The sequence below is a fragment of the Blautia sp. MCC269 genome (assembly GCF_018785655.1).
GTDB lineage: Bacteria > Bacillota > Clostridia > Lachnospirales > Lachnospiraceae > Blautia_A.
In genome coordinates, this window is record NZ_WQQE01000029.1 from 46,393 (window position 1) to 71,120 (window position 24,728).

22 protein-coding genes are annotated in these 24,728 nt (G+C 44.0%); 7 read left to right on the forward strand and 15 right to left on the reverse strand.

Annotated elements, in window-relative coordinates:
* Nucleotide 1: 1 nt before the first annotated feature.
* Entirely contained in the window at nt 2–1,006 is a 1,005-nt protein-coding gene (locus tag GPK88_RS10185; protein ID WP_021976271.1) for a Gfo/Idh/MocA family protein, read from the reverse strand.
* Between the two features lie 525 nt (nt 1,007–1,531).
* Here GPK88_RS10185 and GPK88_RS10190 point away from each other — a divergent pair.
* Nucleotides 1,532–2,815, forward strand: coding sequence for an O-acetylhomoserine aminocarboxypropyltransferase/cysteine synthase family protein (locus GPK88_RS10190; protein ID WP_021976272.1), 1,284 nt, complete (start codon nt 1,532–1,534; stop codon nt 2,813–2,815).
* Between the two features lie 173 nt (nt 2,816–2,988).
* On the opposite strand, the gene GPK88_RS10195 is transcribed toward GPK88_RS10190, so the two are convergent.
* The 4 genes from GPK88_RS10195 to GPK88_RS10210 form a co-directional block, all read right to left on the reverse strand.
* The gene (locus GPK88_RS10195; RefSeq protein ID WP_021976273.1) at nt 2,989–3,753 is read right to left on the reverse strand and encodes a peptidoglycan recognition protein family protein; all 765 of its coding nucleotides are present in this window, start codon (nt 3,751–3,753) and stop codon (nt 2,989–2,991) included.
* Nucleotides 3,754–3,794: 41 nt separating this feature from the next.
* Complete coding sequence (locus GPK88_RS10200; protein WP_021976274.1) at nt 3,795–4,088, reverse strand: phage holin family protein; 294 nt, start codon at nt 4,086–4,088, stop codon at nt 3,795–3,797.
* A 475-nt stretch (nt 4,089–4,563) separates the two neighbouring features.
* The gene (locus tag GPK88_RS10205; RefSeq protein ID WP_015525727.1) at nt 4,564–5,574 is read right to left on the reverse strand and encodes a GGGtGRT protein; all 1,011 of its coding nucleotides are present in this window, start codon (nt 5,572–5,574) and stop codon (nt 4,564–4,566) included.
* Between the two features lie 40 nt (nt 5,575–5,614).
* Entirely contained in the window at nt 5,615–6,307 is a 693-nt protein-coding gene (locus GPK88_RS10210) for an iron-sulfur cluster assembly scaffold protein (RefSeq protein ID WP_118071121.1), read from the reverse strand.
* Between the two features lie 246 nt (nt 6,308–6,553).
* Here GPK88_RS10210 and GPK88_RS10215 point away from each other — a divergent pair, with 246 nt between their 5' ends.
* Nucleotides 6,554–7,291: a TraX family protein gene (locus GPK88_RS10215; protein WP_215707759.1), complete on the forward strand. Its 738-nt coding sequence runs from the start codon at nt 6,554–6,556 to the stop codon at nt 7,289–7,291.
* Between the two features lie 203 nt (nt 7,292–7,494).
* Here GPK88_RS10215 and GPK88_RS10220 read toward each other — a convergent pair whose 3' ends face one another.
* The 6 genes from GPK88_RS10220 to argH all read right to left on the reverse strand — a co-directional run bounded on the left by GPK88_RS10220 (nt 7,495) and on the right by argH (nt 14,040).
* On the reverse strand, nt 7,495–8,163 hold the full coding sequence (locus GPK88_RS10220) for an LbetaH domain-containing protein (protein WP_173762583.1): 669 nt from the start codon (nt 8,161–8,163) through the stop codon (nt 7,495–7,497).
* Entirely contained in the window at nt 8,160–10,211 is a 2,052-nt protein-coding gene (locus tag GPK88_RS10225; protein ID WP_174096111.1) for a DNA topoisomerase, read from the reverse strand. The genes GPK88_RS10220 and GPK88_RS10225 overlap by 4 nt, the downstream gene beginning before the upstream one ends.
* 1 nt (nt 10,212) lies before the next feature.
* Complete coding sequence (locus GPK88_RS10230) at nt 10,213–10,968, reverse strand: formate/nitrite transporter family protein (RefSeq protein WP_021975775.1); 756 nt, start codon at nt 10,966–10,968, stop codon at nt 10,213–10,215.
* A gap of 182 nt (nt 10,969–11,150) precedes the next feature.
* Nucleotides 11,151–11,387, reverse strand: coding sequence for a putative Se/S carrier protein (locus tag GPK88_RS10235; RefSeq protein WP_148448822.1), 237 nt, complete (start codon nt 11,385–11,387; stop codon nt 11,151–11,153).
* A 94-nt stretch (nt 11,388–11,481) separates the two neighbouring features.
* Nucleotides 11,482–12,567 carry an aspartate-semialdehyde dehydrogenase gene (gene asd / locus GPK88_RS10240; protein WP_174096113.1) on the reverse strand — a complete coding sequence of 362 codons (1,086 nt, stop codon included), beginning with the start codon at nt 12,565–12,567 and terminating at the stop codon, nt 11,482–11,484.
* A 93-nt stretch (nt 12,568–12,660) separates the two neighbouring features.
* Complete coding sequence (gene argH / locus GPK88_RS10245) at nt 12,661–14,040, reverse strand: argininosuccinate lyase (RefSeq protein ID WP_148448826.1); 1,380 nt, start codon at nt 14,038–14,040, stop codon at nt 12,661–12,663.
* A gap of 219 nt (nt 14,041–14,259) precedes the next feature.
* Here argH and GPK88_RS10250 point away from each other — a divergent pair, with 219 nt between their 5' ends.
* Nucleotides 14,260–14,949, forward strand: coding sequence for a hypothetical protein (locus GPK88_RS10250; RefSeq protein WP_148448827.1), 690 nt, complete (start codon nt 14,260–14,262; stop codon nt 14,947–14,949).
* Nucleotides 14,950–15,017: 68 nt separating this feature from the next.
* Here GPK88_RS10250 and GPK88_RS10255 read toward each other — a convergent pair whose 3' ends face one another.
* The gene (locus tag GPK88_RS10255) at nt 15,018–15,674 is read right to left on the reverse strand and encodes an epoxyqueuosine reductase QueH (RefSeq protein WP_148448865.1); all 657 of its coding nucleotides are present in this window, start codon (nt 15,672–15,674) and stop codon (nt 15,018–15,020) included.
* Nucleotides 15,675–15,803: 129 nt separating this feature from the next.
* On the opposite strand from GPK88_RS10255, the gene GPK88_RS10260 reads away from it, so the two are divergent.
* A complete protein-coding gene (locus GPK88_RS10260) occupies nt 15,804–16,571 on the forward strand; it encodes an ABC transporter ATP-binding protein (protein WP_177289965.1) in 768 nt (255 codons plus the stop codon).
* A complete protein-coding gene (locus GPK88_RS10265; RefSeq protein WP_215707761.1) occupies nt 16,564–17,358 on the forward strand; it encodes an ABC transporter permease in 795 nt (264 codons plus the stop codon). The genes GPK88_RS10260 and GPK88_RS10265 overlap by 8 nt, the downstream gene beginning before the upstream one ends.
* A gap of 75 nt (nt 17,359–17,433) precedes the next feature.
* On the opposite strand, the gene GPK88_RS10270 is transcribed toward GPK88_RS10265, so the two are convergent.
* The 3 genes from GPK88_RS10270 to GPK88_RS10280 all read right to left on the reverse strand — a co-directional run bounded on the left by GPK88_RS10270 (nt 17,434) and on the right by GPK88_RS10280 (nt 22,097).
* A complete protein-coding gene (locus tag GPK88_RS10270; RefSeq protein WP_330626663.1) occupies nt 17,434–19,848 on the reverse strand; it encodes a putative bifunctional diguanylate cyclase/phosphodiesterase in 2,415 nt (804 codons plus the stop codon).
* A gap of 268 nt (nt 19,849–20,116) precedes the next feature.
* Nucleotides 20,117–21,358, reverse strand: coding sequence for an Nramp family divalent metal transporter (locus GPK88_RS10275; protein ID WP_173772463.1), 1,242 nt, complete (start codon nt 21,356–21,358; stop codon nt 20,117–20,119).
* Nucleotides 21,359–21,443: 85 nt separating this feature from the next.
* Entirely contained in the window at nt 21,444–22,097 is a 654-nt protein-coding gene (locus tag GPK88_RS10280) for a DUF3786 domain-containing protein (protein ID WP_173762578.1), read from the reverse strand.
* 354 nt (nt 22,098–22,451) lie between these two features.
* Here GPK88_RS10280 and GPK88_RS10285 point away from each other — a divergent pair, with 354 nt between their 5' ends.
* Together GPK88_RS10285 and glgD are read left to right on the forward strand one after the other, a co-directional pair.
* The gene (locus GPK88_RS10285) at nt 22,452–23,591 is read left to right on the forward strand and encodes a glucose-1-phosphate adenylyltransferase (protein ID WP_059086314.1); all 1,140 of its coding nucleotides are present in this window, start codon (nt 22,452–22,454) and stop codon (nt 23,589–23,591) included.
* A 1-nt stretch (nt 23,592) separates the two neighbouring features.
* Complete coding sequence (gene glgD, locus GPK88_RS10290; RefSeq protein WP_118514924.1) at nt 23,593–24,714, forward strand: glucose-1-phosphate adenylyltransferase subunit GlgD; 1,122 nt, start codon at nt 23,593–23,595, stop codon at nt 24,712–24,714.
* The last annotated feature ends 14 nt before the right edge of the window (nt 24,715–24,728 follow it).

A 24,728-nucleotide genomic window follows, 5' to 3' on the forward strand; every position in this document is an offset into this window, starting at 1 on the left:
CTTATTTATAGAATTCCGGTTTCTCAACTGCTGTAACGATTTTCTCGATCTGTCCGGTTTCCTGTGCTTTTACAAGAGCGTCCGCTGTGATCGCTGCCAGGTATCCGTCCCATGCGTTCGGTCCTGTGATCACGCCTGCTTCTGCGTTGTCAACCCAGTCCTGAACCTCTTTATCGTAAGCATCTTTAAATCTTACGAAGCAGTCTGTGTCAATGGCACTGGATACAGCTGCGTTTTTGCGGATGGACGGGTAAGCCGGCTGTGCCATTTTCAGTGCACCATCCTCACATACCACTTCACAGTTGATGTCATATCCGAACTTGCAGTTTACAAATACTTCCACATCAATGCACACGCCTTTTTTGGTGCGGAGCATCATGATCTGCGGATCTTTCAGCTCAGAATGAGAATATTTGGTCACTCTTGGCATTACAACCTGTGCAGATTCATACTCGTCATCTACCAGCCAGTGAAGAACATCGATCTCATGGATTGCGGTATCGTGCACAGCCATTGGAGTATTATAATTGGTTCCTACTTCCGGGTTTCTATGTGTACAGTGAAGAATCAGCGGCTCGCCGTACTCTCCGGTTGCAAGGGCTTCCTTGATCTGCTGGTAGCCTTTGTCATAACGTCTCATAAATCCAAGCTGGATGAGATGTTTGCCTGCTGCTTCCTCTGCTTTCACTACTTTCAGGCAGTCCTCAGCAGTGGTACATAATGGTTTCTCACAGAAAATCCTCTTGCCGGCTTCAATTGCCTGGAGAAGGGAATCTACATGTGCGAAGCCCGGAGATACGATAAATACTGCATCTACGTCCTCTGCGTTGATCAGTTCCCTGCTGTCTGTGTAAACTTTTGCGCCGCAGATCTCGGCTGCTTTCTTTGCACTTTCCTCAAATACATCTGAAACAGCTACTACTTCTGCTCCCTGGATCTTCTCGGTCAGTCTTCTGATATGATCTCTTCCCATTCCGCCGCATCCGATAATTCCTACTCTTAACATTTTAAATTCCTCCGTTCATTTTTTAACCGAATCAACTGTGAAGCAGTTATTCGGTTATGAGCAAGTAGCGAAGCGGATTGCGAATATCCGCTTGACTCCTTTTATTGTTTTCTGTTTTCGTGTTCTTTTTGATGATGTTATATTATCATTTTGTGCACGTGAACGCAATATCTTTTTTATACAAATTTTCCATTTTGTTTTTATGCGTTTTTCACGATTTGTTACTTTATTCACAAGTTTTTATTGATTTTACAGCGTTTATGCGTGGTTTTTCTTTATCGCAGCTATGCATTTCCAGTATATTTTCTGTTTTTTAATCTGTTAATTTTCTAACATTTTTATGTGTGCACCAGAACGCAATGTTTTATTTCCCGTATACTCCGGTAAGGTTTATGGAGAATATTGTTGTATTTTCACACACAAAGAGTTATAATTACATATGGTTTTATATAAAGTATATAAATATATTCTCTTATCTGTATCCAAAACTTCTATACAAAAACACAACAGAAAGGATTTTTAAATATGAACGATTACAGCTTAGAAACCAAATGTATCCATTCCGGATACACTCCTTCCAAAGGCGAGCCCTGTGCGCTTCCAATCTGCCAGAGCACCACTTACAAATATGACACCACCGATGAAATGGGCCAGTTATTTGATCTGAAAGCAGATGGATATTTTTACACCCGTCTCCAGAACCCGACCAATGATGCCGTTGCAGCAAAAATTGCAGATCTGGAGGGCGGTGTTGCGGCAATCCTGACTTCTTCCGGACAGGCAGCCAACTTCTATGCAGTATTTAATATCTGTGAAGCAGGGGACCATGTTGTTGCTGCTTCTACGATCTACGGAGGAACCTTTAATCTTCTTGCCGTTACTTTCAAAAAACTTGGCATTGACTGTACCTTTGTTGATACCGACGCAACAGAGGAAGAGATTGCTGCTGCATTTAAACCGAACACAAAAGTTCTCTTTGCGGAGACCATCGCCAATCCAGCACTGGTTGTCCTGGACATTGAGAAATTTGCACGGGTTGCACACAAAAATGGCGTGCCTCTTATTGTGGATAACACCTTTGCCACACCGGTAAACTGCCGCCCGTTCGAGTGGGGTGCAGATATCGTCACTCACTCTACCACCAAATATATGGATGGACATGCCGTTCAGGTAGGCGGCGCCATTGTTGACAGCGGCAACTTTGACTGGGATGCTTACGGCCATAAGTATCACGGCCTGACCGAGCCGGATGAATCCTACCACGGCGTGATCTACACCAAACAGTTTGGCAAAAAAGCCTACATCACCAAGGCTACATCTCAGCTGATGCGTGATCTGGGTTCTATTCCGTCTCCAATGAACTGTTTTCTTCTGAATCTTGGACTGGAGACACTTCCGCTGCGTGTTGAACGCCACTGCTCCAACGCCCAGAAGATCGCCGAATACCTGAATGCACACGAAAAAGTTTCTCACGTAAATTATGCCGGACTTCCGGATGATAAATATCATGCACTGGCTCAGAAATATATGAAGGACGGCCGTACCTGCGGTGTTATCTCCTTTGAACTGACCGGCGGTCGTGATGCGGCAGTCCGCTTTATGGACAGTCTGAAACTTGCAACCATCGCCACGCACGTTGCTGCTTCCATTACCATGGTTCTTCATCCGGCCAGCCATACACACCGCCAGATGAACGATGAACAGCTGGTTGAAGCAGGAGTTTCTCCTGGAATGATCCGTCTCTCCATTGGTATTGAAAACGTGGACGATATTATCAAAGATCTGGATCAGGCACTGAAAAATGCGTAGATAAAAATCAGTAAGGGAAAATCCATGAAATAATCTATGGATTTTCCCTTTGATTTTTTTGTAAAATGAGTTAAGCGGATATTCGCAATCCCACAGGAAATTTATTTGGAATTATTTTAGTTGGTTAAAATCCATTGCCCAATATTTCCAAAACAGAGTTCATTTATAATACTTCAGCGGTTTGCATTCATGTGTTCAGCCACTTTCTTCCAGGTTTCTGCTCCGCAGATTCCATCGACTGTGATCTTTACATTTTTCTGAAATGCTTTCAGTGAAGTTTCTGTCTGTGTTCCAAAGATTCCGTCCACTTTTACCTGCAGCATTGCCTGTAACATGGAAACAGCAGACCCGGTACTGTTTTTTCTGATGATCGGAAGCTGTACATTCAGCTTCTCTGTTGTATCTGGTTTTTTCGTACTTTTACTTTCTGCTGTTTCATTTTTATTTTGTGAGTTTTTGTTTTTCATATATAATTCTGTTTTTTTCACAAATTCCGGCCACTTTTCTTCATCCATGAGGCGTCTCGGGCAGTGTTTTCTTGACGCATCGTAATGTCTTTTCAGCCGGTCTGTCCCCCATCCGTACTGTTTCAGCAAAAGAGCCGCCAGCTGTTCTGTCTTGTCTACCGCCGTATAATAATCTGTTTCCGGATTCACACAGATTTCGATATTGATAGAATTCCGGTTCGTGATTCCATACTTTCCTTTTCCGTCCCCTACTGCCCAGGCCCCGTCGCTGTGGTCCAACGTCTGATATACGGATTTTGAATCTACATAATAATGCACGGTACCAGCCAGATTGCCATTCTTCATTGCATTGGCATGAGCTTTGGCATCTGCCCCCTTACTCCAGTTATCCGTTTCATGAATTACAATATATGCCGGCCGGTTCTGGCCGATATAACAATTCTTTTTGCTGATCAATTTTATGATATTCATAAAAAATTTCCTGTTTTTTGTCTTCTCTTTATTCTATGCAGCTATTCATCTTTTTCCAGCTGTTTGATCAGCTGATTTACATATGTAGAAAGCCCCGCCACCAGAACTCCCTGTGTCATGGAAGTAAATACAGCCATTGCGATATCCTGTGCCGTATTACAGGAACAGGTTGCAAAAACATAGATCCCGCATACAAGGATCCCCACACCTCCCAGTATCAGTGGAATATATTTATCCTTCACAGCCTGGGCTTCCTTCAGCGCAATTCCCATAAAATACAAAGCAACTGCTGTGATCAGCAGTTCCGGTTTAATATAATTCACAAGCGCTTCCATAAACCTTCTCCCCCTTGCAGCTTTGTTTTATTTTATGAACTGCTCCGAAATTTGTTTCACAGATTCTTCAAAATTGCATCACGATTTGCTCACATTTTTTCGATATATTATTACCTGTAAACAGCAAGCAAGTAAATGCAACTGCTAAACAACTTTTTCTTTTTCATACTTTTAACCGGGAGTGTTAAAACTCCCGGTCTCCTTCCTTTTTAAATATAATTGTAATACAAAGCGGTCTTTCCCATTCCGCTTTACACTTCAAAAAGGATACCGTAAACTCATCAAGACTGATGACCTTACGGTATCTTTTTTATATTTTAAAAGTATTAACTACGAGTGTTCGCTACGTGTTAGATATATGTTAGCTATTCCTGTTTTTTCGCACTTTTTGAGAACATTTTATTTCCACTCAAAAAGAAAAAGACTGCAAACCCTTGAGTTTACAGCCTTTTCCAATATTTTTCGTTATTCGAAATTAGAATTTGCCAGCGTCAGCAGCTTCCTGTACGGAAACAGCTACTGCTACTGTCATACCAACCATCGGGTTGTTTCCAGCGCCGATGAGACCCATCATCTCTACGTGAGCCGGTACGGAAGAAGATCCTGCGAACTGAGCGTCAGAATGCATACGTCCAAGTGTATCAGTCATACCGTAGGAAGCAGGACCTGCTGCCATGTTATCCGGGTGAAGTGTACGTCCTGTACCACCGCCGGAAGCAACGGAGAAGTATTTTTTGCCTTTCTCGTTGCACTCTTTTTTATATGTTCCTGCTACTGGATGCTGGAAACGAGTTGGGTTTGTGGAGTTTCCTGTGATGGAAACGTCAACACCCTCTTTCCACATGATAGCAACACCTTCCGGAACGCTGTTAGCGCCGTAGCAGTTAACTTTTGCACGAAGTCCCTCTGAATAGGATTTACGGAATACTTCTTTAACCTCGTTCTTATATGGATCATACTCTGTCTCTACGTATGTAAAGCCGTTGATACGGGAGATGATCTGAGCTGCGTCTTTTCCAAGACCGTTCAGGATAACACGAAGAGGTTTTTTACGAACTTTGTTTGCTTTCTCGGCGATACCGATAGCACCCTCAGCTGCTGCGAAAGACTCATGTCCTGCAAGGAAGCAGAAGCAGTCTGTCTCTTCCTCAAGAAGCATTTTTCCAAGATTTCCATGTCCAAGACCTACTTTACGTGTGTCTGCAACGGATCCTGGGATACAGAATGCCTGAAGGCCTTCTCCGATAGCTGCTGCTGCGTCAGCGGCTCTTCTGCAGCCTTTTTTGATTGCGATTGCTGCACCTACTGTGTAAGCCCAACAAGCGTTCTCGAAGCAGATCGGCTGAATGCCTTTGATCTGATCGTAAACGTTCAGACCTGCGTCTTTAGTGATTTTCTCAGCTTCTTCGATAGAAGCGATTCCATAGCTGTTTAAAACAGAATTGATCTTGTCAATTCGTCTCTCATATGATTCAAATAAAGCCATTTCCTGTAACCTCCTGATATTTTTACCTTACGAAGTGTAATTACTCTTTTCTTGGGTCGATGATCTTAACAGCATCTGCAACACGGCCGTACTGACCTTTTGCTTTCTCCCATGCTGTGTTCGGGTCATCACCTTTCTTAATGAAGTCAGTCATTTTTCCAAGGCTTACGAACTGGTATCCGATGATCTCATCGTCCTCATCAAGAGCGATACCTGTAACATAACCCTCAGCCATCTCAAGGTAACGAGGTCCTTTTTTCAGAGTTCCATACATTGTACCAACCTGAGAACGAAGTCCTTTTCCAAGGTCCTCAAGACCAGCTCCTACTGCAAGTCCGTCCTCGGAGAATGCAGACTGGGAACGTCCGTAAACGATCTGAAGGAAAAGCTCTCTCATAGCTGTATTGATTGCATCACATACAAGGTCTGTGTTCAGTGCCTCCATTACAGTAAGTCCTGGAAGGATCTCAGCAGCCATAGCAGCAGAATGAGTCATTCCTGAACATCCGATTGTCTCAACAAGTGCCTCCTGAATGATTCCCTCTTTTACGTTAAGGGACAGCTTACAGGCACCCTGCTGTGGAGCACACCAGCCTACACCGTGTGTGAATCCGGAGATATCCTTTACTTCTTTTGCCTGAACCCATTTTGCTTCTTCCGGGATCGGAGCGGCACCATGATGTACGCCCTGTGCCACTGGACACATTTCTTCTACTTCGCGTGAATAAATCATTTTAAAACTCCTTTCAAGTATAGATTGACCGATGTTATTGAGAAAAAAAGTTCGATAACACCCTACGGCTATTTTCTCACAAAACCTTTGTTTCGTCCAGTCATATTTGATAAATTTTTGCCATAAAACGCATAATATTGGAAGTTATTCTGGCAGTATTGCATGCCTAACTGTCAAATATTTCTGGCAACTGTCCGATGTATATGATAATATATTATCAAGTTTAACCCTGGAGGTATATTTTTCATGAATGCATCTGTGGATTCTGTTTTTCCAGAAAAATACCGTATTCTCAGCGGAAGCGCCCTGAAGATGATTGCCATCATCACCATGCTGATCGATCATACCGGAGCTGTGCTTTTAAGCATGTATCCGCCTGCACAGAAAGTCCTGTTTACGCTTCTTGGAAGAGAATACAGTGTGTATCTTATTTTCCGCGATATCGGTAGAGTGGCTTTTCCCATCTTCTGCTTTCTCCTGTTGGAAGGTTTCCGACATACCAGGAGCCGGTTCCGTTATGGACGGAATCTCCTTCTTTTTGCTCTGATCTCAGAGATTCCCTGGAACCTGATGTTCACAAACACACTGCATTATGAAAGACAGAATGTGTTTTTCACGCTTTTCCTGGGATACCTGGCGTTTTGTGCCATCGAATATTTTAAGAATAAGCGCTTGACACAGCTTCTCTGTATCCTGGGACTGCTTGTTGTTTCCATTTTTCTGAAAGCAGATTACGGATGGCGGGGATATATTTTTCTCCTGATCATGTACTATATGCGAAACGATAAGCCCGGACAGGCGATCCTTGGAAGCTGCTGGCTTTACTATGAATGGAGAGCCTGTTTCGCCTTTCTGTCCATTAACCTGTACAATGGGGAGAGGGGATTTATCCGCGGAAAAGCGGCGAAATATTTCTTTTACTGGTTTTATCCAGTCCATATTATGGGACTGGTGATACTTCGACAGATTTTGTTTCTATCTTAATTGTTTTATTTTTCTTATTGTCTTATGTGGATGGGTGTGTTGCATGTGGATGTTTTTGTGGATTTCAGTTCTGCACTTTTCCAACGGGGAGTTCTGAGGGGAGAAAGCACTCAAAGTTGCGAAGCCTTCGCAACTGTGAGTGCTTCCCCTCCTCGAACCTTCCGCTGTTTACCAAGCAGAACTTATTTCAAAAAACAAAAAAACTATTTTTTCTTCACAATTTCTTTCGCATTTTTATAAATGGAATCCGCCGGAACGCATCCCCTTACCGGTGACAACGGATAAATATTAGAATTCCGTCCAATCACAGTCCCAGGATTCAGCACGGAACCGCATCCAACCTCAACATGGTCTCCCAGCATTGCTCCAAACTTCTTAAGACCAGTCTCGATCTTTTCATCCCCATCTTTCACAACAACCAGCTTCTTATCTGATTTCACGTTAGAACAGATTGATCCGGCACCCATATGGGATTTATATCCAAGTACCGCATCTCCAACATAATTATAATGCGGAACCTGTACTTTATTAAAGAGCACCGCATTCTTAAGCTCTGTGGAGTTTCCCACAACTGCTCCCTCGCCAACAATGGCCTTACCACGGATAAAGGCACAGTGACGTACCTCTGCATCCTTACCAATGATAGCCGGTCCGGTAATACTTGCAGTCGGAGCTACAGTGGCTGATTTTGCGATCCATACATTTTCACTTTTCTCCTCATATTCAGAAGGATCCAGTGTTTTTCCAAGTTTAATGATAAAATCTCCGATCTCCGGAAGAACCTCCCACGGATAAGTCTTTCCTTCAAAAAGCTCTGCTGCGATGGTCTCATTCAGATCCAGCATATTGCTGATGGTAAAATCTTTCATCATGATGATTTTTTTCCTCCCTGTCTGGAAGCACGCTCCGGCTTCCTGTAATTTACAGCGGCCGCGTCAAAGAACTGCCGCAGGTTGTACTGATAATTGCTTGCTTCCACCTGCTGGGTCCGCACCCGCACAAAATGTTCCAGTTTGTCCATATATTCCTGTTCCGTGATGCTGCCCTCTGCCACGTAGGTGAGGCCTTTTTCCCAGCTTGCCGTAAGCTCCGGGTTCAGAAGCTGCCGGATAGAACAGTTTACCACATCAAAGATCATCTCCCCCAGAAGTGTGGGCGTGATCACCTGGGTTTTCTTATTCAACGCCAGATACTTGATGTTAAAAAGTTTCTTCAGGATCTCCGCACGGGTGGCACTGGTGCCGATCCCGCTTCCCTTGATCTGGGCACGGAGCTCTTCATCCTCGATCAGCTGTCCCGCATTTTCCATGGCAAGGATCATGGAACCAGAATTGTATCGTTTGGGCGGCGAAGTCTCGCCTTCCTTGATACTTAAACCGTTCACAGGAAGTATATCACCCTTTTTCAGCTTCTGCAACGCCTCCAGAAGCACGGTATCACAGGAAACTTCCTCCTCTTCCCCGTTGCTGCCTTTCTCACTGTCGGAAGCTTTTTTCCGGGCAAAAGAGTTCGTGGCGATCTTCAGATAGCCTTCTTCTTTCAGAACTTTAAAAGAGGAAAAGAATGATTCCCCGTCCAGTTTCGTCACAAGGCTCACTTTCTGATAAACAGCCGGAGGATAAAAAATACATAAAAACCTCCTCACGATCGTCTCATACACTCTCTGTGCGGTAAGAGACACACTTCCCAGTGCATTCAGCCCCTGGCCGGTAGGAATAATGGCATAATGGTCTGTGATCTGCTTGTCATTCACATACCTGGTCTTCGCAATGTTTTTCCAGGATTCCATTCCCAGAACCTCTGCTGCCGCAGCTCCTGCCTGCTGATAATTTCGAAGGCCGGAAATATTCTTGTATATCTCCTTGGCAACTGCTGTAGACAACACTCTGGCATCCGTTCTCGGATACGTCACCAGTTTCTTCTCATAAAGCTCCTGCACGATCCGGAGTGTTTCATCCGGACTGATCTTAAAGAGCTTGGAGCAGACGTTCTGAAGCTCCGCCAGGTTAAAAAGAAGGGGCGGATTCTTGTTTTCTTTTTTTCGCTCCACTTTCTCCACGGTACAGGAAAGGGGCTGGTTCACCATCAGCTGATCGATCAGCATCTGGGCATGTTCTTTTTTCTTGAAACCATTTTCTTTATAAAGATACGGGGACTGGAAATACCGGCTGCCTTCCACAGCCCTCCACTCACCGTCAAAACTTTCACCTGCAAGGGCAATGCTGCTTAAGACTCGGTAAAACGGTGTCTTCACAAAGACACGGATCTCCCGCTCTCTACGCACCACCATACCAAGGACACAGGTCATTACACGGCCCACCGCAATGGCCTGATATTTGGAATGAAGATAATTGGTCACACTGCTTCCGTAACGCAAGGTCAGCACCCTGGAAAAATTGATTCCCATAAGATAGTCTTCCTTTGCGCGGAGATAGGCAGACGCTGCCAGATTATCATACTCCGAGATATCTTTTGCTTCCCGGATCCCTCTTAAAATTTCTTCTTCTGTCTGGGAATCGATCCACACTCGTTTCTGGACTTTCCCCTTCACTCCTGCCATCTGGGCTACCAGACGGTAAATATATTCACCCTCACGTCCGGAGTCGGTACACACATAAATGGTATCCACATCCGGTCGGTTCAGCAGTCCTTTTACGATCTCGAACTGCTTTTTGACTCCGGGGATCACTTCGTACTTAAATTCGCGCGGCAAAAAAGGCAGGGTATCAAAACTCCACCTTTTATACTTGATATCATATTTTTCGGGATAACTCATGGTAACCAGGTGTCCTACACACCAGGTTACCACAGAATCTGCTGATTCCAGATATCCGTCTTTTCTCTGACCGTTGATCTTCAAAGCCTTCGCAAATTCCTGTGCCACGCTGGGCTTCTCCGCTATGTATAAAGCCTTTGCCATACTATTTATCTGCACTCATCTTTCTAAGCGGCCATGCCAGAAGCACGCCTCCGCCAACTATATTTCCCAATGTTACGATCACCATGCTCTTAAGCATAGCACCGACAGACAACCCAGGCACCATACAGAATGCAACTGTAAAGATACCCATATTTGCAATACAGTGCTCAAATCCGCTGACAACGAAACCTGAAATACAGATCGTGATCATCAGGAATTTGCCTGACTCACTCTTCAGCTTAATGCCGCAGAGAACTGCAAGACAGACAAAGAAATTACAGAGCACCGCACGGAAAAACATCTGTCCTGCCGGAATACTGAGTTTTCCGTTTATAAATCCCGCAAAGTAATCTGCTGTACCGGACGCTCCGGCACCAACAAAGATCAGAGCCAGGATCAGGCATCCCACAAAGTTGCCGATGTAACTGATTCCCCAGACCTTGCCCACGTCTTTCCATGATACGCTCTTGTCATACGCACCAAATGCCATTACCAGATTGTTACCGGTAAACAGCTCTCCTCCTACCATTACGATCAGAAGAACCGCAATAGAGAACACCAGGGCTCCGAGGAATTTCCCCCATTCCGGGAATGTTTTGGAAAATACATTTCCTACTACATTACTATAGATCATCGCCACATCAATAAAAAATCCGGCCATGATCGCCCGCATAAAGTATTTTCCGAAATTGCTGTTCAGTAAATTAATCTTACCTTTCGCAGCGGTTGACAGTTTCTCTACATCCTCCCTGTTCATAAATAGCACCTCCACATATTTTTTAGCAAGCGTGGCACTTTGTTACTGCTTCTTTGTTCACAGTAACACGCTTTCCGGAAATCTGCTTGTTATATTGTAACACTTTACCATTTATTTCACAATAAAAATGCGAAAATTTCCAGAAATTTCTGTTTTGTTATATACAACAAACAATATCCACTTTATGCTAAAACACGATAGATGCCATCCCAGGTCAATTCTTTTTCTTTCAGAAAAACTTCCGCTTCTTCCTCGGACTGTTCCACACATCTCCAGGCCAGCCCGCACTGGGCGCTGATCTCCGACGGGATCGGAATCAGTCTTCCCGGAAATTCTGCTTCCTTCGCCGTTTTTTCCATTTTCATGGCAGCTGTGGTCGTGGAGAATGTTACAACTGTGGTGATCACTTTTTTACGCATGTCTTTTGTTCCTTCCACACACGCAAAAACAGGACACCGGAAAACCCGATATCCCGTTTCTGCTGATTTTTTATCTCTATGAAGAATTACCAGATTATTTTGCCTGGATATATCCTTTTGCTTTCAGAGTCTCTGCACAGAGAACAGCTCCGCCTGCTGCACCTCTTACTGTGTTGTGGGAAAGTCCGATGAACTTGTAATCGTAAACGGTATCCTCACGAAGACGTCCTACGGATACTCCCATTCCGTTCTCATAGTTTACATCCATGTGTACCTGCGGACGGTTGTCCTCCTCAAGATACTGGATGAACTGCTTCGGAGCGCTTGGAAGCTCAAGCTCCTGCGGAAGTCCCTTGAACTCTACCAATTTCTGGATCAGCTGCTCTTTGGTCGGTTTCTTGCGGAATTTAACAAATACAGCTGCTGTATGTCCGTTGAGGACCGGAACACGTACGCACTGACATGTGATCACCGGTGTGGTAGCCGGAACAATCACGCCGTCCTCGATTTTACCCCAGAGTCTTAACGGCTCTTTTTCACTCTTCTCTTCCTCACCGCCGATGTACGGAATGATGTTGTGCTCCATCTCCGGCCAGTCTTTGAATGTTTTTCCTGCTCCGGAAATAGCCTGGTATGTAGTAGCTACTACTTCGTATGGCTCGAATTCTTTCCATGCGGTAAGTACAGGAGCGTAGCTCTGAATAGAGCAGTTCGGTTTAACAGCTACGAATCCGCGTTTTGTTCCGAGACGTTTCTTCTGGAACTCGATAACATCGAAGTGCTCCGGGTTGATTTCCGGAACTACCATCGGAACATCCGGTGTCCAGCGGTGTGCGCTGTTGTTGGAAACAACCGGTGTCTCTGTCTTGGCATACTCTTCCTCGATCGCTTTGATCTCATCTTTGGTCATATCAACTGCGGAGAATACAAAGTCAACAGTAGCTGCAACTTTCTCTACCTCGTGGATATCCATAACGACCAGTTTCTTCACTGCCTCCGGCATCGGAGTATCCATTTTCCATCTGCCGCCTACAGCCTCTTCGTAGGTCTTGCCTGCGCTTCTCGGGCTTGCTGCTACAGTAACCACCTCAAACCACGGGTGATTCTCCAGAAGAGAAATGAATCTCTGACCAACCATTCCAGTTGCACCTAAAATACCGACTTTAAGCTTTTCACTCATAATAAAACTCTCCTCATCTTGTGTCCCTCTACGGCACACATTTGTCTTTTCTGTAAATACTATACCAATTTTTCCAAAAATGCAAGCATTATCTTAATTTTTTTCAAGATATTCTTTATTCTGAGCGATCACCTGCTCCATCACGTCCGGTCCCGGTGCTCCCAAAGTCACACGTTTTTCCACACAGGTCTTCATGCTGATAGCTTCATAGATGTCCTCTTCAAACACAGGGCTGATCTCTTTGTACTCGGAAAGCGGAAGCTCATCCAGAGAGATTCCCTTATCCAAGCAGAGAAGGACCAGTCTTCCTACGATACCATGAGCATCACGGAACGGTACGCCGTGGTTTACCAGATAATCTGCGGCGTCTGTGGCATTTGTAAAGCCTCTCTTTGCACTTGCCTCCATGTTCGCCTTGTTGAACTGCATGGTGGAAACCATACCTGTAAACAGGGCGATACAACCCTTTACAGTATCAATAGCATCGAACGTAAGCTCTTTGTCTTCCTGCATGTCTTTATTGTATGCAAGGGGAATTCCCTTCATAGTTGTAAGGATAGATGTCAGCGCACCATAGACACGGCCTGTTTTTCCGCGGACAAGCTCTGCGATATCTGGGTTCTTTTTCTGCGGCATGATGCTGCTGCCTGTGCTGTATGCGTCATCGATCTCAACAAAACGGTACTCGTTGGAGTTCCACAGGATGATCTCCTCGGAAAAACGGCTCAGATGCATCATAATGGTAGAGAACGCACTTAAGAGCTCGATCACATAATCTCTGTCTGATACGGAGTCCATGCTGTTTCTGGTCGGTGCGTCAAATCCAAGAAGCTCTGCTGTATAGGCACGGTCCAGCGGATAAGTGGTTCCTGCCAGTGCTCCGGCTCCAAGAGGACAGGTGTTCATTCTCTTACGGATATCAAAAAGTCTGTCACGGTCTCTCCGGAACATCTCAAAATATGCACCTACATGGTGAGCCAGAGTTACCGGCTGTGCCTTCTGGAGATGGGTAAATCCCGGCATGTAGGTGTGTACATTCTCTTCCATGATCTTCTGCAGGGCAAGAAGAAGGTCTTTCAGCTCTTTGTCGGTCCCATCGATCTCGTCGCGGACATACAGTTTCATATCCAGAGCTACCTGGTCATTACGGCTTCTTCCTGTGTGGAGTTTCTTTCCTGCGTCTCCGATACGGTCGATCAAGTTTGACTCCACGAAGCTGTGGATATCCTCGTACTCGGATGTGATCTCAAGTTTGCCCTCTTCCACATCTTTAAGGATTCCATCCAGCCCTTCTGTGATCTGATCTTTTTCTTCCTCTGTCAGGATTCCCTGTTTTGCAAGCATGGCAACATGTGCCTTGCTTCCGCGGATATCCTGTTTATAAAACTTCTGGTCAAAGGAAATTGATGCATTAAAATTGTAAACCAGCTTGTCCGTTTCTTTTGTAAAACGGCCTCCCCATAACTGTGCCATAATATTCTTCCTCACTTTTCTTTTTTACGGCAGAACTGTCTTCTCCGGACGGACATACGATCCGCCTCCCGGACGTCTGCACTTTTCTGTGTTAGTGTATCATATTTTTATGGAAATGCAAAGTTTTTCATACTTATACATACCATAAGTATTTTATACCAAGCATTTTTTTGGTATAATGGCCTCATGGATAAAACAGATAAACCGGAGGTAATTAATATGAGTATTCTTTCAGATACAGCATATGAAAGTATGCTAAATTCAGAAGCTGCTGTAACATATATTTTAAAAGCCCTGTTTTCAGATGTGTTTGAGTTTGACGGTACAACGGAAGTCATGATTTCCGAAAATATCAAGCGAGGATGTCCTCATATATGGAAGGATCCGAATTATCGCATAATATCAGATAAACTGTTTGACTGGTGGTTGTCTGATATGCCATATATTTATCTGGCCATGCTGGAAGATCAAAAATTTGTATCCGTATTATACGAAAGCCTGAAAAATATCGTTGAATGTGACAAGAACCATTCTTTAGATGCAAGAGTATATGATGAAAACAGAAATGTTTTTTCTTCAAAATTATGCACAGGTAATGTTTTTCATGTTGATTTTACAAACTTTAATGAAACTCTGTACAAGAAATTACTTGCTGATCTGGAAAGATCCATGCATGCTTTAGACGATATCCGTGACCGGCTTGATGATTTTGTAAACAACCTCTCCCCGTCCAAACGCCATCAGATTTCCTATATTGTCTGCAATTTCATGTACCTGCTGCTTGAATTGATGCATAATGATGATATATGTAACTGGTTTGAAGCAATCAGTAACTATTATCAGGATATGGCTCATGCCCATGCTGCAGTATATGAGGAAACATGTGATAACCCTGATGATTTTGCATAATGATAAATACAGGACAGGAGATATTTTTTCCCGTCCTGTTTCTTTTTACGAAACTGTATTGTTTCTTCTTAATCCCCGGAATTTTCCAGGGCTCTTTTTTTGTCTCTTTCCTGTGCTTCTTTTTTTGAAAAAACACAGCCGCAGTAATTCTGTCGGTACAGATCGTGCTCGTGGGACAGCTCAATGGAACGCTTGTAGCCATTCTTTTTCTTGAAATCTGAAGTCAGATGTGGCACTTTATAGATTTCTGCCAGCTCCTCACCGATCTCATTGATCTTCTGTGCATTTTTCAAAGGACTGATACTTAAGGTTGTAGTGAAATAATCATATCCGCCCTCCTTCGCCAGTTTCGCTGCCTCTTCCATCCGCAGGCGGTAACACCGAAAGCACCGCTCTCCTCCTTCCGGAACATCCTCCAGACCTTTTGCCATCTCATAAAATTCCTTCGGATCATACCGTCCCTCCACCAGAGTTACCGGATGGACAAACTCCATCTCCCCAATCAAGCGCCGGATCTCAGCCACACGGTGTGCGTATTCCTCCTCCGGTGCAATATTGGGATTATAAAAAAATATGGTGATCTCAAAATACTGCGACAGATACTCCATCACATAACTGCTGCAGGGTGCACAGCAGGCGTGAAGAAAAAGTCTTGGTGTTTTTCCCTCTTTCTGAATGTTTTCGATCAGTTTATCAAGCTCTTTCTGGTAGTTTCTTTTATTCAATGTTTGTAATTCCTTTCTCTCTGACTGTTTGTCGGCAGGCACCGGCGTCCCCTTTTCTTCCATGCGCCTTCTCCTGTTTCAGACATATGATAATATTATACCATTATCTACAAAAAGGAGGCAATATCCATGAATCCCATCCTGAAAGTACGGGATGTGTGTCTTTCCTATCACACATTGTCCGGTGAGACACCTGCCCTTTCTCATATATCCTTTGACCTGATGCCCGGCGAATTTCTGTCCATTGTAGGTCCTTCCGGCTGCGGCAAATCTACACTTCTTAATCTAATCGCCGGCCTTCTCATCCCGGAATGTGGTTCCATTACTCTGGACGGAAAACCGGTATCTGCCGGCAGCACCACTGTAGGATACATGCTTCAGAAAGATCATCTTCTGGAGTGGCGCAGTATTTACAAAAATATTCTCCTTGGCCTTGAAATCCGTGGAGAACTCACTCCCGAAAAACTTTCTCATGCCGAAGAACTTCTCCGGATATATGGTCTTGACCGTTTCCGGGATGCCAGGCCCTCCCAGCTTTCCGGTGGTATGAGACAACGTGCCGCCCTGATCCGAACCCTTGTCCTAAAACCGGAACTTCTGCTTCTGGACGAACCGTTTTCCGCGCTGGATTATCAGACCCGTTTAAATGTCAGTGATGACATTGGAAAAATTCTCCGAAATTCCGGCAAACCTGCAATTCTGGTTACTCACGATATCTCCGAGGCCATCAGCATGGCAGACCGGGTACTGATTCTTTCTCCCCGCCCTGCCACTGTGCAGAAAATTGTTGACATCCATCTGAATATCAATAACCGTACTCCGCTTTCTTCCCGAAATGCTCCGGATTTCAAAAAATATTTTAATCTCATATGGAAGGAGCTCAACGAAAATGCCTGAAATTTCCAGACATCAGAAACAATATCTTTTACAGTATAAAAAAGAAAAACATCTGATCTTCACAGCGCGGATTCTTCTCTTTGTCCTGCTTATGGGACTCTGGGAAATGTCCGCCAGATGCGGATGGATCGATTCCTTTATTTTCAGCAGTCCTTCCCTCATCGGAAAAACCTTTCTTTCCATGTGCAGAGATCAGTCTCTGTTTTCCCATATCGGAGTTACTCTGACAGAAACTCTTGTCAGTTTCTTTTTTGTTGTAATCCTGGGCGTGGGAACTGCCATTCTTCTCTGGTGTTCTCCAAAGACTTCTAGAATCCTGGAACCTTACCTTGTGGTACTGAACAGTCTCCCGAAATCTGCCCTTGCACCTCTTCTGATTGTATGGCTGGGTGCCAATGAACGAACCATTGTAGTTGCCGGCATGTCCGTGGCTATCTTTGGTTCTGTTATTAATCTGTACTCCGGTTTCTGCCAGGCAGATCCGGAAAAACTGAAACTGATTGAAACTCTGGGAGGCCACAAAAAAGAAAAACTGACAAAAATTATTCTGCCAGCTTCCCTTCCTCTGATCATCAGTGTTATGAAAGTAAACATTGGCCTCTGTCTGGTAGGTGTTATCATCGGCGAGTTCATTGGTGCCAGGAAAGGCCTCGGGTATCTCATCATCTATGGAAGCCAGACCTTTAAACTCACTTGGGTTCTTATGTCCATTATGATCCTTTGCATCATTGCCATGGGATTATATACAGTGCTTAACCTTTTGGAAAAGTATATACAAAAAAGATAACATAATAAATTATAATTTCTTAAAATGCAAGAACACGCTGCCAGTTGAGCACTGTCAGCGTGTTGTGATTCTGTGTTATTTTCCTATAAAGTCTGTGCAGAATTCTTCCCAGAGTACCGGTCTGGAATAATAAAATCCCTGAATTTCATCACAGTTCAGTTCCCGGAGAATGTTTACCTGGCTGGCCGTTTCCACACCTTCTGCAAGAACCTGCATTCCCAGGCTGTGTGCCAGAGCTATGGTATGACGGATCACTTCTTTTCCTCTGGGATTTTCTATGTAGTCAATCAGGCTTTTGTCCAGTTTCAGTGTATCAAAGGGCAGCTGATTTAAACTTGTCATGGATGAATATCCGGATCCGAAATCGTCCATATGAAGTTCAAACCCGGCATTTACCATCTTCTCCGTAAGTTCTTTAATCTGTACATTATAAAGAGCTGCTGTCTCTGTAAGTTCAATGGGCACTGCGAAAAATGGAATACCATTCTCCTCTACAATATGTACATAACGCAAAATCATATTTTCGTAGTGGATACTTGCCCTGGAAAGATTCACCGAAATAGGGATCAGTTTCTTCCCTGACCTAATAAGTGTTTTCTGAATCTCACATACTTTATTAAACACATATTCATCCAGGCGTACAATCAATCCATCCTTCTCATAAAGTGGAATAAACTCACCCGGAGATACCATGGAGCCGTCTTTTTTCTTCCAGCGCACAAGTGCTTCCGCACCTGCGATTTCTTCTGTTACTACATTATATTTAGGCTGGAGATAAACCACAAATTCTTCATTGCGGATAGCTTCATCAAACTCATTTTCCATCATCCTGTCACGGATATGTTTCCGCCCCATCTCCTCATCATAAAAAGCAAACGAATGCTCATAGTCATTCTGTATACTCTTCATGGCAAGAAATGCCCTGTCACAGATCAGCGTCAGTGGCAGTGTTTTATCCACATTTTCATAAATGCCATAATTCACAGACAGATTTGAAATCGGAGCTTGCTCTGCAATCTTACGAATTGCAGCTTCTACCTTGTCTTTTCCAAAATTCAGATCCCCATATACAATAGCAACAAACTGATCTCCACCGTATCTGGCTACCATTCCACTGTGGACCTGGCTTTTGTATGCCTCTCCAAGATACGCCAGCACCTGATCTCCCGTTTTTTCTCCATAGGTACTGTTAATCCACTTGAAATTTTTGACATCTGCCACAACCACATGAAACTTCTGGTCTTTTTTGACACGCATCAGTGTTTTTGCATGATGGAAAAACGCCTGGCGGATATAAAGTCCCGTCAGCTCATCGTATTCCAGTGCAGACAAAACAATCGCAGATTCCCGAAGCTTGATTACACTGTTGATCTTTCCCTTCACAATCCGGACATTGTAAGGCTTCCGGATAAAGTCAACGGCACCCAGTTCCAGACAGCGAACCTCATCTTCCGGGCGGTTACTTCCTGTTATTACAATTACCGGAACAGAAGAAAGCATTACATCATCCCGGATTCTGTCCAGAAACTGAAATCCGTCACAGATTGGCATACTCACATCCAGAAGAATTGCAGAAATATCACGGTAATTTTCTCCCAGCAGCTTCAGTCCCTCTTCTCCGTTAACCGCAGTCATAACTTCATAACTGTCTTCCAGGAGCTCTGCCAGAAGTTTCCGGTTTAGTTCATTATCTTCTATTATAAGAAGCTTTCTTCTGGACGATGGTCCGCCTGGTTCCAGAATTGATTCCATTTCACTGTGTTGAATATCCATATCTTCATTGGCAAAAGCCAGAACAATCGCCTCAAAATCCTCTGCTTTTCCAATTCTTGCACATTTTACATAGTAATAATGTGTAATTCCGTCCCTTCTCACCCTATAGTGGATCATAAACTGGGAAACCTTTTTCAGACGCTGACAGATTTTGTCAAAATCCATCATCTGCCTCATTCTGGTCTGATCCTCAGATGCAACATTATCTTCTATATAGATATCCATTACTTTCTCATAAGGTTCCTCGCAGATCAGACTTTCACTTACCCTGCCAAGTACATGATTATGGAAACGGCAAATTTGTATCTTATGCGTGGCACAGTCTAACGAATAAATATTACTGTAGTCCTTGCCGAGCACATTGATAATTCCCAGAAGCAGAGGATTTTCTCCATTATTGGTAATTCCCCTGTATGCTTCTTCTGTGGCTTCTGCCGCCGAAAATATCATTGCATGCTCCATTTCTCCGGATTCCAGCGGAATCTCTACCGCATCAATGGACCGCAGAACATTCCGCCGCGGTTCCAGATAATTCTTCGGACCTTCAATCCCGTTGACAACAGGACAGCTTTCACATGGTTCCTCATTATGCTGAAGACATCGATAACATTTTTCTCCTTTTTTCAGCTCCGGGTATATAATTTCTGCTGCATGGTTATAGCTGACGATATTATAATCTGCATCTATTACATACATTCCCGACGCATTCTTGCCCACTTTTTACACCTCCAGGACCCTTATACTTCTCTGCTTCCGGTTCTCTTCTGTCCATACTGAAATCGAAAAATGTTTCTGGAAAATTGACAGAGACTTCTGTCAGGACACCTCACAGATAAATTAAAATAGTCACCAAAATTCATAGTTATGTAATAATATACTTTTTTTGTAATAATGGCAAACATTTTTTCCTATGATTCTCCTTTTTTTCCATATTTTTCATATGATTCCCGAAGATATGCTCCATCTGCTTCGATATCTTCCCAACTTATATAGACGTAATCAGCAATCCTGCATTTAAAAGCGTTACAATTCCCGCAATCGTCCATAAGGTTATCTTCAATCTGGTACTGTTGGCATATTTTCCCATAACCCTGGTGGACGAGGTAAGATATATCTGTGTAAAAATAGTGATGGGCAGCTGCATTCCCAGAAGCATCTGCGAATAAATCAGGCCATCAAAGGGTGAACGGATCAGAAGAATCAGCAATGCTGCCGGAACCATGGTTACCAGTACTCCCTGCCTGGTTTCTTTTGTACTGATATCATAAGGTTTATTAAAAATTCCTGAAAAAATAGTCCCGCCTGCCATTCCGGCTGTAATACTGGAGGAAAGTCCTGCCAGAAGAAGTGCCAGGGCAAAAATTACGGAGGCCCCTTTTCCCATGAGAGGAGTCAGCATATTTCCCGCCACAGCCAGATCATCGACCGCGCCTTCCCCGTTTTTATAAAAAGTCGCCGCCGCCATCAGAATCATTGCACTGTTGATTGCCCATCCGATAATCATGGAAAAAAGCGTATCCTTAAACTCATACTTCAGCTGCTTCTGAATTACTTCCTCCTCTTCCAGATTCCACTGTCTGCTCTGAATTACTTCCGAATGGAGAAAAAGATTGTGCGGCATTACAACCGCTCCAAGGACACTCATAATCACAGGCATGGAATTTTCCGGAAAATCCGGTTTCACCCATCCAGTCATTGCAGCCGGCCAGTCAATATCTGCCATGCCAATCTCAATCAGAAAAGAAAATCCAATCAGCGAAACAAATAATATAATCAGTTTTTCAATTTTTTTATAGGCATTTGTAAACTGGCATGCCAGCACTGCCACAAGTATCACCATGCTTCCCGCCCGTACCGGAATATGGAACAGCATCTTAAGAGCCATGGCACCTCCCAGAATTTCTGCCATGGCAGTTGCAACCGCTGCTGCAACCGCAGTCCAGAGTACGATGTTTTTTACTGTTTTATTCATATAACGGCTGGCCGCTTCCGAAATACAAAGACCAGTGACAATTCCCAGATGCGCTGCATTATGCTGCAAAATGATCAGCATAACTGTCGACAACGTCACCATCCACAGAAGGCTGTATCCATAACCGGAACCTGCCGCTATATTGGATGCCCAGTTTCCCGGATCAATAAATCCCACTGTTACAAGCAGACCCGGGCCTACATATTTCAGAAAATCAAGACTGTTTTTCCCCACTGATTTCAGATATTTTCCCATGTGGCATGTTTTCCTCATTGTTAGTTTAAACTAACTTCTTTCTAACACACATTACCACATCCATTCCGGTTCGTCAATCCCGTCTTTATTTCATTTGAAACGATTTTCCCCTGACCGGCAGGCCTGCCAGCTCTGCCAGACGCTTAATCCCTGCATCTGCAATGGATACCGCGCTCTCCACATGATTAAAATCTGTGGCGCTGTAATCAAAAAGAATATTTCCCTGGGCTTCAAACTCCTCATCTCTCTCCCAGAAAAAAAATCTCATTGGCATACATTCAAAGGCTCTGATTTCATAGCCCACATCTCCCTGTGGGAGTTCTTTTCCTCCAAGTTTGCAGAATGCTTCCCGAAGTTCTTTTTCATGTCCGGAAAACGTAGCTCCAAACACATCGGTCTCACCGATCTTATATGCCGGTGCAAAAGGTCTTGCATTGCGAAGATCTGCAAAAGGTACCCATTTATTCATAAAAAACGCTCCTTCTTTGGCATATCCGAGGAGTGTATAAATATTCAGCATTTCTGTTGTATCCGGCTCCTGCTGGCCATCCATACTGCAGATGCTTCCATCATTCAGGCTGATCCCGTATTTTCGTCCGAAATGGATCAGGGTAAGAAATCCATTTTCTTCCTTCAGTTCCGGAACTCTTTTTCTTAAATTTTCCTGATCCATTTTCATGAATTTATCTGCCCAGTCTTCACATAGCTTTACATAGTTGGAAATTTTTTCATCTTTCATCTTATTTTCTCCCTCTGTTATTCCCAAATAGTTCTTCGCCGGATACTTTTGTCCGAATAAAATCTTTTTTTCAGAATACACTTTTTCCTCTTCTTACGCAAGCAAATCCGGATTCTGGATGTTTTTTCACCATTTTATCTGAATTTCAGGACCGGCTTTGACCGTTTCTTTCTATTCCGACAAATTACCTGTCAATTTTTTCAAATTCGCACAAAATTTTAACACAAAAATAACGTTTTTTTGCACAAAAAACTGGATTTTCAATCCCAAAAGGTGTATAATATGAACAAAGTTTATTGTTTTTAAGTTAAAACACTTCTGACAATAAACAAGAAATGAAAGTGAGGATTCGCCATGAAACAAAACAGTATGTTAGCAATGATTCTGGCCGGCGGAAGAGGAAGTCGTCTTCACGAGTTGACGAATAAAGTTGCCAAGCCAGCCGTTGGTTATGGTGGTAAGTATCGCATCGTGGATTTTCCGCTCAGTAACTGTGCCAACAGCGGCATTGATGTCGTAGGTGTACTGACACAGTATGAATCAGTTTTACTGAACAGCTATGTAGCAGCCGGTGGCCGCTGGGGCCTTGATGCCAAGGACAGCGGAGTTTATGTACTTCCTCCACGTGAGAAGGCTGATGCCGGTCTGGATGTATACCGTGGAACAGCTGATGCGATCTCTCAGAATATTGATTTCATCGACTCACAGAACCCGGAATACCTTCTGATCCTTTCCGGTGACCACATCTATAAGATGAATTATGCAAAGATGCTTGATGACCATATCCAGCATAAGGCAGATGCGACTATTGCAGTTATCGAGGTTCCCATGAAGGAAGCCAGCCGTTTCGGTATCATGAACACCGGTGAAGATGACCGCATCGTGGAATTTGAGGAGAAACCGGAACACCCGAAGAGCAATCTTGCCTCCATGGGTATCTACATATTCAACTGGAAGCTTCTGCGCAAGCTCCTGCTGGCTGATATCAAGAATCCTGATTCCAATCACGATTTCGGTAAAGACATCATCCCTACACTCCTTGCACAGGACAAGGCACTCTACGCCTACAAGTTCAAAGGCTACTGGAAGGATGTAGGAACCATCGATTCTCTCTGGGAAGCAAACATGGATCTTCTCAGTCCAAACAGTGAACTGGATCTTAACGATCCTACCTGGAAAATCTACACTGAGGATGCTACCTCTCTTCCACAGTATATCTGTGATACAGCTGTGATCAACACTGCTTTCATCACTCAGGGCTGTGTTGTAGAAGGTGAGATCACCAACTCCGTACTTTTCACAGGTGTCAAGGTCGGTCCTGGTGCCAAGATCATCGACAGTGTCCTGATGCCGGGTGTTGTTGTTGAAGCAGGTGCCGTTGTCCAGCGTGCTCTCGTTGCAGACGGAGTCGTGATCGGTACCAATGCTCGTGTCGGTTCCAAGGACAGTGAGCACATCGAACTTGTATCAAAACGTGTAAAGGGGGCTGAGTAATATGTTTAAAGCATTTGGAATCGTGAATTCCTCAGAAAGAAATATCCATGTGGAGGGGCTTCAGGACTACCGTGCGATCGGCGCCTTTTCATTTCTCGGAAGATATCGTGTCATCGACTTCCCGATCTCAAATATGACCAACAGCGGAATTGAGTACATTCAGGTCTATGTAAAGAACAAACCCCGTTCTCTTGTAGAACATCTCGGAACCGGACGTCACTATAACATCAACTCCAAGAGCGGTAATCTCCAACTCCTCTTTTCAGAGCATTTCGGAGTCAACGATATCTATAACACCGATATCGACAACTACTACTCCAATCTGGAGTGCATCGAAGCAGTTCATTATCCGTATGTTGTTATCGCTCCGAATTACATGATCTACACCACCGACTATTCCAAGCTGATCGATGCCCATATCGAATCCGGTGCAGATGTGACCATGCTTTATCATTCCGTTGATAATGCCAAGGAGAACTATCTGAACTGCCACATCCTGAACCTGAACCGTCAGAAGGGTGTTCTCTCCATTGAGCACAACCACGGCAATGCAAAGAACCGCAACATTTTCATGGATACCTACGTAATGAGCAAGGAGCTTTTCATCAGCCTCATCCATAAGGCAAAAGAGATTTCCTCTCTTTATACCCTTGCAGACGTGATCAATGCCGGCTGCAGAGACGGTGAGCTGGATGTGCGTGGTATATCTCATCGCGGATATTTTGCATCGATCACTGATTTCAAGAGCTATCACGATGCAAATATGGATCTGATCGACTACAAAACTGCAACAGATCTTTTCCATGATAACTGGCCGATCTATACACGCACCAATAACTCCTGCCCGACCCATTATTTTGACACAGCTAATGTTTCCAACTCCGTTATCTCCAACGGCTCCATGATCGAGGGAACTGTAGAGAATTCTATTGTCGGACGTGGCTGTACCATCAAAAAGGGCGCTGTTATCAAGAACTGTGTAGTTCTTGCAGACTGCACCATCGGTGAAAATGTCCATATCGAAAATCTGGTCGTAGACAAGCATGCCAAGATCACACATGCCAAGGAGATCATCCGTCCTGCAGATGAGCCCGGCTACATCAAACGTAACGATACACTGTAATATTCATATATAAT